This is a genomic window from Eubacterium sp. AF15-50 (assembly GCF_934835595.1).
In the GTDB taxonomy this organism is placed as follows: Bacteria; Bacillota; Clostridia; order Lachnospirales; family Lachnospiraceae; genus Eubacterium_G; species Eubacterium_G segne.
Map to the genome: position 1 here is coordinate 1 of NZ_CAKVZL010000091.1, position 8,550 is coordinate 8,550.

The window sequence follows — 8,550 nt, forward strand, 5'->3', positions numbered from 1 at the left end:
CTGTAGCAGCACCTGTTACGGCATCGCCACCGGCATATACATTTTCTCTTGTTGTTTCGAGAGTATCTTCGTTGACTACCAGACATCCCCATTTGTTTGCTTCAAGACCTTCAGTTGTAGTTCTTAAAAGCGGGTTAGGAGAAGTACCAATTGACATGATAACTGTATCAACATCAAGTTCAAAGTTGCTTCCCTCAACAGGAATTGGACGTCTACGTCCTGAAGCATCAGCTTCTCCCAGTTCCATCTGAATACATTCCATCTTGCAAACACGACCATTTTCATCGCCAATAAGTTTTACAGGATTATGTAATGTCTTAAAGATGATACCTTCTTCCTCTGCATGTTCAACTTCTTCTTTTCTGGCAGGAAGTTCTTCCATACCTCTACGATAAACAATATATACGTTTTCAGCACCAAGTCTTAAAGCAGTTCTTGCTGCATCCATGGCAACATTTCCACCACCAACAACAGCAACATTTTTGCTCTTAATAACAGGAGTATCATACTCAGGCTTGTAAGCCTTCATAAGATTGGCTCTTGTAAGATATTCGTTAGCTGAATAAACACCAATTAATGCTTCACCTTCAATACCCATAAATGATGGAAGTCCGGCACCTGAACCGATGAATACGGCTTTGTAACCTCTTTCCATAATTTCGTCAACTGAAAGTACACGACCAATAACCATGTTAGTTTCAATATCAACACCAAGCTTTGTTAAATTATCAACTTCCTTCTGAACAATAGCCTTAGGAAGTCTGAATTCAGGAATACCATAAACTAAAACACCACCGGCTTTGTGGAAAGCTTCAAAAATTGTAACCTGATATCCAAGCTTTGCCAAATCTCCGGCACATGTAAGTCCGGCAGGACCGGCACCGATAACAGCAACCTTGATACCGTTACTTTCAGGTTTTTCCACATCATCATTGCTATGAGCAAGATGATAATCAGCTACGAATCTTTCAAGACGTCCAATAGAAACAGGTTCGCCTTTAATTCCTCTGATACATTTTCCTTCACACTGGTTTTCCTGTGGACAAACACGTCCGCAAACAGCAGGAAGACCGTTGGTGCTGGTAATAATCTTGTATGCTTCATCAAATTCACCTGCTGCAACCTTTGCAATAAACTCAGGTATTCTGACGCAAACAGGGCAACCACTCATACATGGCTTATTTTTACAATTAATACATCTTGTTGCTTCTTCCATAGCCATTTCAGCTGTGTAGCCAAGAGCAACCTCATCAAAATTCTTATTTCTGACATTTGGCTCCTGAGAAGGCATTGGAACTTTTGTTAAACTCATATTTGGCATTATTTTGCACCTCCTAAATTCTCAGCAGCTTTATACATACGACAGTTTTCTCTGTCATGTGCTTCAAAATCTCTGTAAGTAGAGTTACGTTTCATTAACTCATCGTAATCAACCTTATGTCCGTCAAAATCAGGACCGTCAACACAGGCAAACTTGATTTTGCCATCTACAGTAACACGGCAACCACCGCACATTCCTGTTCCGTCAATCATAATTGGATTTAAAGAAACAAGAGTCTTAATATTATAAGGTTCAGTAACCTTTGAAACGAACTTCATCATTGGAATAGGTCCGATGGCAATAACAAGGTCATAATTGTTTCCTTCGTCAATAAGGCTCTGAAGCTTGTTTGTTACAAAGCCCTTTTCACCATATGAACCATCATCTGTTGTAATGAAAAGTCTGTTACAGATGGATTTATATTCATCTTCTAAAATAACAATATCCTTACTTCTGAATCCGGCAATAACGTCAACGTCAACACCAGCCTTAAATAAAGCTTTAGCAGACGGATAAGCAATGGCATTACCTACGCCACCACCAATAACGCAAACCTTCTTTGCATCACCGAAGTCTGTAGCGGTACCTAAAGGACCAACAAAATCTAAAATGTAGTCACCTTCCTTCATTTGTGAAAGAAGCATAGTTGACTGTCCTACAATCTGAAAAATAATAGTAACAGTACCCTTATCCGGGTCAGTATCAGCGATAGTAAGTGGAACACGCTCGCCCTGTTCATCAATACGGAAAATGATAAACTGACCGGCTTTTGCCTTAGCAGCAATAAAAGGCGCCTCAACATCAAGGCGTACAACTGTATCATTTAATTGCTGTCTTCTAACAATTTTGTACATTTATTTTCCTCCTAAAATTTAAAATGTTCTTAAATACTTAATCTCTCAAATAATTACAAAAAGTCAACGTAAAGTATAGCATAGTGTTAAAAATTTATCAATTATGAAAGAAACTATTTTATAAAGATTATTAAATATTCTGATACTAAAACAATAAAGCAGCATAATACGGAAACTTTGAAAAGTCCGGCATTAAACCATGCAGCAATAATTCCACCAATAAGTGCTAAAACTCCGGCAACCGGATAGTGAGTGGCATTTATAATGGCAGGAAATGTCATTACCGATAATGTAACATATGGAACATAATATAAAAATGACTGCAAAAATCGGTTTTTAATCTGCTTCTGAATAAGGGTAAGGGGAAGCACACGTATTGCAAAACTTACGGCTGCCATTATAAATATGTAAATATAAATTCGTGTATTCATTATTAAGCCTCCTCCTTATTAGTGTCAACAGGAAACAAAACTGCTGCCAAAACAGAAATAACAATAGTTAAAATAATAGTTTTAGTTCCATCAGAAAGGGAAGAAATCAGTGGAATATAGGCAGCGGCGAAGCTTGCAACAAAGCTTACGGCAACAATGCCTGCAATGATTTTGCTTTTTCTTGATGGTGGAATAATAATTGCCAAAAACATTCCATATAAAGATACGCTTAAGGCACTGGTAATATTACCGGGCAAAAGATTACCTGCCATGGCACCTAAAGCAGTTCCAACTGCCCAACATGGACCGGCAATGGAAACTGCACCATATGTATAGTAGGGATTAAGATGTCCCGGTCTTGCAATTGCAATGGCAAAAAGCTCATCCGTTAAATAAAATCCCATTAATATTCTGTGAATAATTGAAGTGTCAGGGCTGATTCGCTGGCTCATGGCACAACTCATAAGCATATATCTGGCATTGGCAATTAATGTGATTATGGCAATTTCCGCAAAGGAGGCAAGAGCCGCAATTGTTACAAAGCCTGCATATTCTCCCGCTGATGCATTACATAATGCACTGGCGAGAAAGCCCTGAAATGGAGTCATTCCTGCATTTTTTGCGGCAATACCTAAAGAAAAGGATACGGCAAGGTATCCTAATGCAATGGGAACACCGTCATGCATTCCCTTAATAAAGACTTTTTTGTTATTTAATCTGGTTGTATTTTTACTATTCATCTTAATCTCACCTTAGTTAATTTCAAAAAAACATTATACAACAACAGCTAAATAAAATAAAGCCTATAAGATACTTTGAAAATGTAAAAAGCAAATTCAAAATCCCTTATAGGCTTAAGTTCATTTATACAAATTATGTATATTTATATTAATCATTATCTTTAGACATATACCATGCCCAGATTCCGGCAGCGGCAAACACAAGTGCCATTACCACAACGGCTATAATTGTACCCATGATTTATATACCTCCTTATTTAATTGTACTAAAATAAAACCTTTAAAAAGGTGGTACATAAAATTACTTTTTGCCGTCCTGTTGGTGAATATAATTTAGAATTACGGTATGGCTGTTTAAATTATCGTTGCAGCATACCAAAGATACTAAGTCTGGACCAAAGCTGTTATGAAGAAAGAATGCAGCATTAGCTACAATTCCACCAAAACCTCCTAAATATGTGGAGGAGCTTTTAAGTTTATTAGAAGAAACAGCTGTGTTTTGATTTTCGCTTTTGGTAGAAACACTAACAGGTAAAACATCTTTTACAGAATAATATGTAGTAGTTTTATCCGGTGCGAAATCATCTAAAACTGATTGTGGAGTCAGAACATTATAAAACATCCCTGAAAGAATCAAGGATATGGATAACAAAATGCATATGAAATTTTTATTTTTTGAAATACGCATATTAATTCTGCCTCCTAAGGATTAAATTGTATCAGAGAATGGAAGATAATTCAATTGCAGGGGGATTAAAAGTCATAAAAATGCTTTAAAACACTAGCATTTTTCATCAACAAATAGTATAATGTTCAATGGTTTGCTTGGGCTTAATTAAATATGGAACATTGCAAACAGAACTATTGATATATAATTATATAAATGTTAGGAGGAGACCAATATGGTTAGAGCGATAGTTGGTGCTAACTGGGGCGATGAAGGAAAAGGAAAGATTACAGATATGCTTGGCGAAAAGTCAGACATCATTGTAAGATTTCAGGGAGGAAGCAATGCAGGTCATACCATTATAAATGATTATGGTAAATTCGCATTACATTTACTTCCATCAGGAGTATTTTATCAGCATACTACATGCGTTATCGGTAACGGAGTTGCACTGAATATTCCTTATCTTCAAAGAGAAATAGATGATATAGTTTCAAAGGGAGTCCCAAAGCCACATATTCTTGTTTCAGACAGAGCACAGATTCTTATGCCATATCACATAGACTTTGATGCATATGAGGAAGAAAGATTAGGCGGAAAGGCATTTGGCTCAACTAAGTCAGGTATTGCTCCTTTCTATTCAGATAAATATGCAAAGATTGGATTCCAGGTATCAGAATTATTTGATGAGGAAACACTTAAGGAAAAGGTGGCAAGAGTAGTTGCTCAGAAGAACATTTTATTAGAGCATATGTATCATAAGCCGCTTATTAATCCGGATGAATTACTTGAGACATTACATAGTTATAGAGATATAATTGAGCCTTATGCATGTGATGTGTCATTATTCTTAAACAATGCCATTAAGGAAGGCAAGACAATCCTTCTTGAAGGACAGCTTGGAACATTGAAGGATCCTGATTTTGGTATTTATCCAATGGTAACATCTTCATCAACATTGGCTGCATATGGAGCTATTGGTGCAGGTATTCCACCTTATGAAATTAAGGATATTATTACTGTAGTTAAGGCTTATTCCAGCGCCGTTGGAGCAGGTGAGTTTGTAAGTGAAATCTTTGGAGACGAAGCAGATGAACTTAGAAGACGTGGTGGTGACGGTGGTGAGTTTGGTGCCACAACAGGACGTCCTCGTAGAATGGGATGGTTTGACTGCGTTGCATCACGTTACGGTGTAAGAATGCAGGGTGCTACAGAGGTAGCCCTTACTGTACTTGATGTATTAGGATACTTAGATGAAATCCCTGTTTGTGTAGGATATGAAATTGACGGAGAGGTTACAAAAGACTTCCCTGTTACAGCTAAACTTAAGAAAGCAAAGCCTGTTTACGAAAAACTTCCGGGATGGAAAGAGGAAATTCGTGGAATTACGGAATACGAAAAATTACCGGAAAACTGTCGTAAATACATTGAATTTATTGAGAAAGAACTTGGCGTGCCAATTACTATGGTCAGCAACGGACCGGGACGTCATGAAATTATAAATCGTAAGTAAAAAATAAAACCGGTGGCTCGCAGCCACCGGTTTTATTATGCATATTAGTCAATTAATTTCTGCCACAGCAATATTTATATTTTTTTCCACTTCCACATGGACATGGGTCATTTCTGCCGATTTTTTTATCTTTAAATACTGTGCCTGATAATTTCTGCTCTTTATATAATTTCTTTTGCTTGTCTGCATCAAGAATGTCGTTCCATTCTTCAAGACCGTAAAGCCAGTCTGCCTTAGCTTCAACCATGTTCTTGTAAAGAAGCTCATCATCATAATCAAGACTTACTTCTCTGGTTTCTGTCAACTCCTCTAAGTTGTTTGGTGTCTTGAGGCTTTCGTTAATTCCGTCAAGGAAACCAACCATAGTAAGAACTTCCATGTTGTATTTCTTGGCAAGTTCTTCAACTGTACCGGAAACAACTGTGCCGTGATTTTTAAGCAGATCTTTGTAAACTTCCACTTCCTGAGCAAAATATGCACCCCAGAACTGATCATACTGTTCCTGAGTCTGTTGCTGATTATATGCAATTTCTCTCCATGTTTCCAATAAATACTTCTTATCCATTGTTATCCTCCAAAATATAGTTATAAACACTCTAATTATACCGACCATATTGAATAATTGCAATAGATTAATCTTTCATATATAATAGGATACAGTGTAAAAGATAAATCTTTTTCTAATAAAGGATTGTTTTGCAGAGACAAATAACAGAAATGAGGGATTATATGGATAAGGTAAGACGTACTTTTGCAATGATAGGAGTTATAGTAATTGTTATATGTGCAATACTGACATTGATTTTTGCGTTGCTGACAAATTTCGGTGTGGGAGATTTCTCAAATGCATGGAAAGCAAGTGCATGGTGCATGGTTGTAATACCGGCATTTATATATGCAATGTTACTTATATACAGAATATTAAATGGAAGAGGCACCAAATAACATAATTAAACCGACCACCAAAAGTTACATACAATTGGCAGGTCGGTTAATTATTGCGTAAAACTTTTAAACGTTTCTTGGCTTCCTTTTGTTTGGATTCGGAGTGACCGATAATAATGTCATATTCAGTGGCACGGATGGCATTTAAAAGCTCTAAGGCTTCATCGCTGGTTTTATGCCTGTCAGTTATTACGGATCCGCTTTTTATGGCAAAACAAAGGGAGTAATCCGGAGATGTGCTGTTTGGATTTAACCGTAATTCACCTACCCTGTAGCACCAGATTATATCCTTTAAGGGGATTATGGAAACATAGCTTTTGTCAATATCTATAAAATAATTTTCAGTTATGTACATTGAATTTATTTGAAGATAATTCTCTGATAAAAGCTCACTTTGGGCGTTATCAATAAGAGCTTTTTGCTCTTTCTTTCCAAGAAAAGTACATACGGGATAGAAATAGGGAACGAAAATGCCCATTATTTCTGATATAACTTTTTTAATGGAAACAAATAAAATAAAGAGAGTTATCCACATAATAGCCATATAAAGCTTTGGAGAATAATCCGGGGAACTTACAACGAAATCTTCCGAGAAACCAGACAGGTCGTTTATATTCCAGTTTAAATCATTGGCAAAGGCTGAAAGCATCTTTTTAAAAGGACGGTTTCTTTTGATCACTTTGGCCTTGAAATCATAATCCTTTAGAATTTTTGCCGGGGTATCACTTACAGGAACAATGGCAAAAATGCATTTATCTTCATCGATAGAGTAATAATAACCATATTCCCTGCCAAAGGATTTATTCAGATTGTAACCGGTATAATATAGTCTGTCAGCATGGACGCTAACATATTTATGACCGGCGTCAACATCACTAATGTTATCAATAACATCCGGATGAAAAATATTGTAAAAAGGGCACAAAAAAAGAATAGCCGGCATAATCACGGTTATTATAAGGGGAAATATAAGTTTTCTCTTACATACTTTTTTTATGTTAAATATAATGTCTACCATAATGCACCTTTTTTGAAAAATATAAGTACAGTATAAATGAGTAAAGTAATTTAATCAAGGTTGCGTTTAAGAGGGATTATTGGTAAAATTAAACTAAGTATGTTTAGAAGGAGAAAATTATGGAAGCATACACTGGATTTGCCGAGGTTTATGACAAATTTATGGATAATATAGACTATCCAATGTGGTGTCACTACCTGTGTGAACTGCTGAAGGATAACGGGGTAGAGACAGGAACGTTGGTTGAGTTAGGCTGTGGAACAGGAAATGTTACAATGGGTCTGGCTAAAGAAGGCTATAATATTATTGGAACGGACATTTCCCCGGAAATGCTGGGAATTGCATTTGAAAAATTAACTGATGAAGTGAGAAATAATATTCTGTATGTAGCTATGGATATGCGGAAATTGGAACTGCCATGTCAGGTGGCAGCAGCAGTTAGCATATGCGACAGCATCAATTATATAACGGAGTATGATGATTTGGTTACAGTTATTAAAGGAGTTAAAAAGTATCTTGCACCGGAGGGTGTATTTATTTTTGATTTAAAGACTGTTAAGTACTTTAGGAGCATAGGGGATAATGTAATTGCAGAAGACAGGGACGAATGTAGTTTTATCTGGGATAATTATTTTGATGAAAGTGACAATATAAATGAATATCAGTTGTCATTGTTTATAAAAGGGGATGACGGCAGATATGATAAATTCGTTGAAGAACATTACCAGCGGGGATATTTAATAGAAGAAATTAAAGAGGCGGTAAAGGAAGCCGGTATGAATATTGTGTCATTATATAGGGCATTTAGCCATGAAAATGCAAGTGAAGATGATGACAGAATATATGTGGTATTAAAGAAATAAGGAGATTTATAATGGATTATATAGTAAGAGCAACGGCGGCAAACAGACAAATAAGGGCATTTGCCATTACTTCAAGGGAAATGGTTGAAACAGCCAGAGAACATCATAATACCAGTCCTGTGGCTACGGCGGCGTTAGGAAGATTGCTTAGTGCAGGAGCCATGATGGGGGTAATGATGAAGGGTGAAAAGGACATGC

Annotated in this window: 11 protein-coding genes; 4 read left to right on the plus strand and 7 right to left on the minus strand. The window is 36.6% G+C overall.

What is annotated here, in order from left to right:
- The 5 genes from gltA to Q5O73_RS09075 form a co-directional block, all read right to left on the minus strand.
- Positions 1 to 1,321: NADPH-dependent glutamate synthase (gene gltA, locus Q5O73_RS09055; protein ID WP_302669524.1), on the minus strand; the 1,321-nt coding region annotated here is incomplete at its 3' end.
- Positions 1,321 to 2,175, minus strand: coding sequence for a sulfide/dihydroorotate dehydrogenase-like FAD/NAD-binding protein (locus Q5O73_RS09060; RefSeq protein WP_021952457.1), 855 nt, complete (start codon positions 2,173 to 2,175; stop codon positions 1,321 to 1,323). The genes gltA and Q5O73_RS09060, both read right to left, overlap by 1 nt.
- A gap of 113 nt (positions 2,176 to 2,288) precedes the next feature.
- Positions 2,289 to 2,606: an AzlD domain-containing protein gene (locus tag Q5O73_RS09065; RefSeq protein ID WP_021952456.1), complete on the minus strand. Its 318-nt coding sequence runs from the start codon at positions 2,604 to 2,606 to the stop codon at positions 2,289 to 2,291.
- A gap of 2 nt (positions 2,607 to 2,608) precedes the next feature.
- Complete coding sequence (locus Q5O73_RS09070) at positions 2,609 to 3,346, minus strand: AzlC family ABC transporter permease (protein ID WP_302669525.1); 738 nt, start codon at positions 3,344 to 3,346, stop codon at positions 2,609 to 2,611.
- Positions 3,347 to 3,647: 301 nt separating this feature from the next.
- Entirely contained in the window at positions 3,648 to 4,034 is a 387-nt protein-coding gene (locus Q5O73_RS09075; protein WP_302669526.1) for a hypothetical protein, read from the minus strand.
- A 214-nt stretch (positions 4,035 to 4,248) separates the two neighbouring features.
- On the opposite strand from Q5O73_RS09075, the gene Q5O73_RS09080 reads away from it, so the two are divergent.
- Positions 4,249 to 5,526, plus strand: a complete 1,278-nt coding sequence (locus Q5O73_RS09080; protein WP_302629040.1) for an adenylosuccinate synthase — start codon at positions 4,249 to 4,251, stop codon at positions 5,524 to 5,526.
- Between the two features lie 52 nt (positions 5,527 to 5,578).
- Here the strand turns inward: Q5O73_RS09080 and Q5O73_RS09085 are convergent, their stop codons facing one another.
- A complete protein-coding gene (locus Q5O73_RS09085; RefSeq protein ID WP_021952451.1) occupies positions 5,579 to 6,091 on the minus strand; it encodes an SEC-C metal-binding domain-containing protein in 513 nt (170 codons plus the stop codon).
- Positions 6,092 to 6,255: 164 nt separating this feature from the next.
- Here Q5O73_RS09085 and Q5O73_RS09090 point away from each other — a divergent pair, with 164 nt between their 5' ends.
- Entirely contained in the window at positions 6,256 to 6,471 is a 216-nt protein-coding gene (locus tag Q5O73_RS09090) for a hypothetical protein (RefSeq protein WP_302669527.1), read from the plus strand.
- Between the two features lie 46 nt (positions 6,472 to 6,517).
- Here the strand turns inward: Q5O73_RS09090 and Q5O73_RS09095 are convergent, their stop codons facing one another.
- Positions 6,518 to 7,489, minus strand: a complete 972-nt coding sequence (locus tag Q5O73_RS09095; protein ID WP_302629039.1) for a hypothetical protein — start codon at positions 7,487 to 7,489, stop codon at positions 6,518 to 6,520.
- Positions 7,490 to 7,608: 119 nt separating this feature from the next.
- Here Q5O73_RS09095 and Q5O73_RS09100 point away from each other — a divergent pair, with 119 nt between their 5' ends.
- Both Q5O73_RS09100 and Q5O73_RS09105 read left to right on the plus strand, forming a co-directional pair.
- Positions 7,609 to 8,352, plus strand: coding sequence for a class I SAM-dependent methyltransferase (locus tag Q5O73_RS09100; RefSeq protein WP_302624369.1), 744 nt, complete (start codon positions 7,609 to 7,611; stop codon positions 8,350 to 8,352).
- Positions 8,353 to 8,363: 11 nt separating this feature from the next.
- A partial coding sequence (locus Q5O73_RS09105; protein WP_368076757.1) for an Hsp33 family molecular chaperone HslO occupies positions 8,364 to 8,550 on the plus strand: 187 nt, incomplete at its 3' end.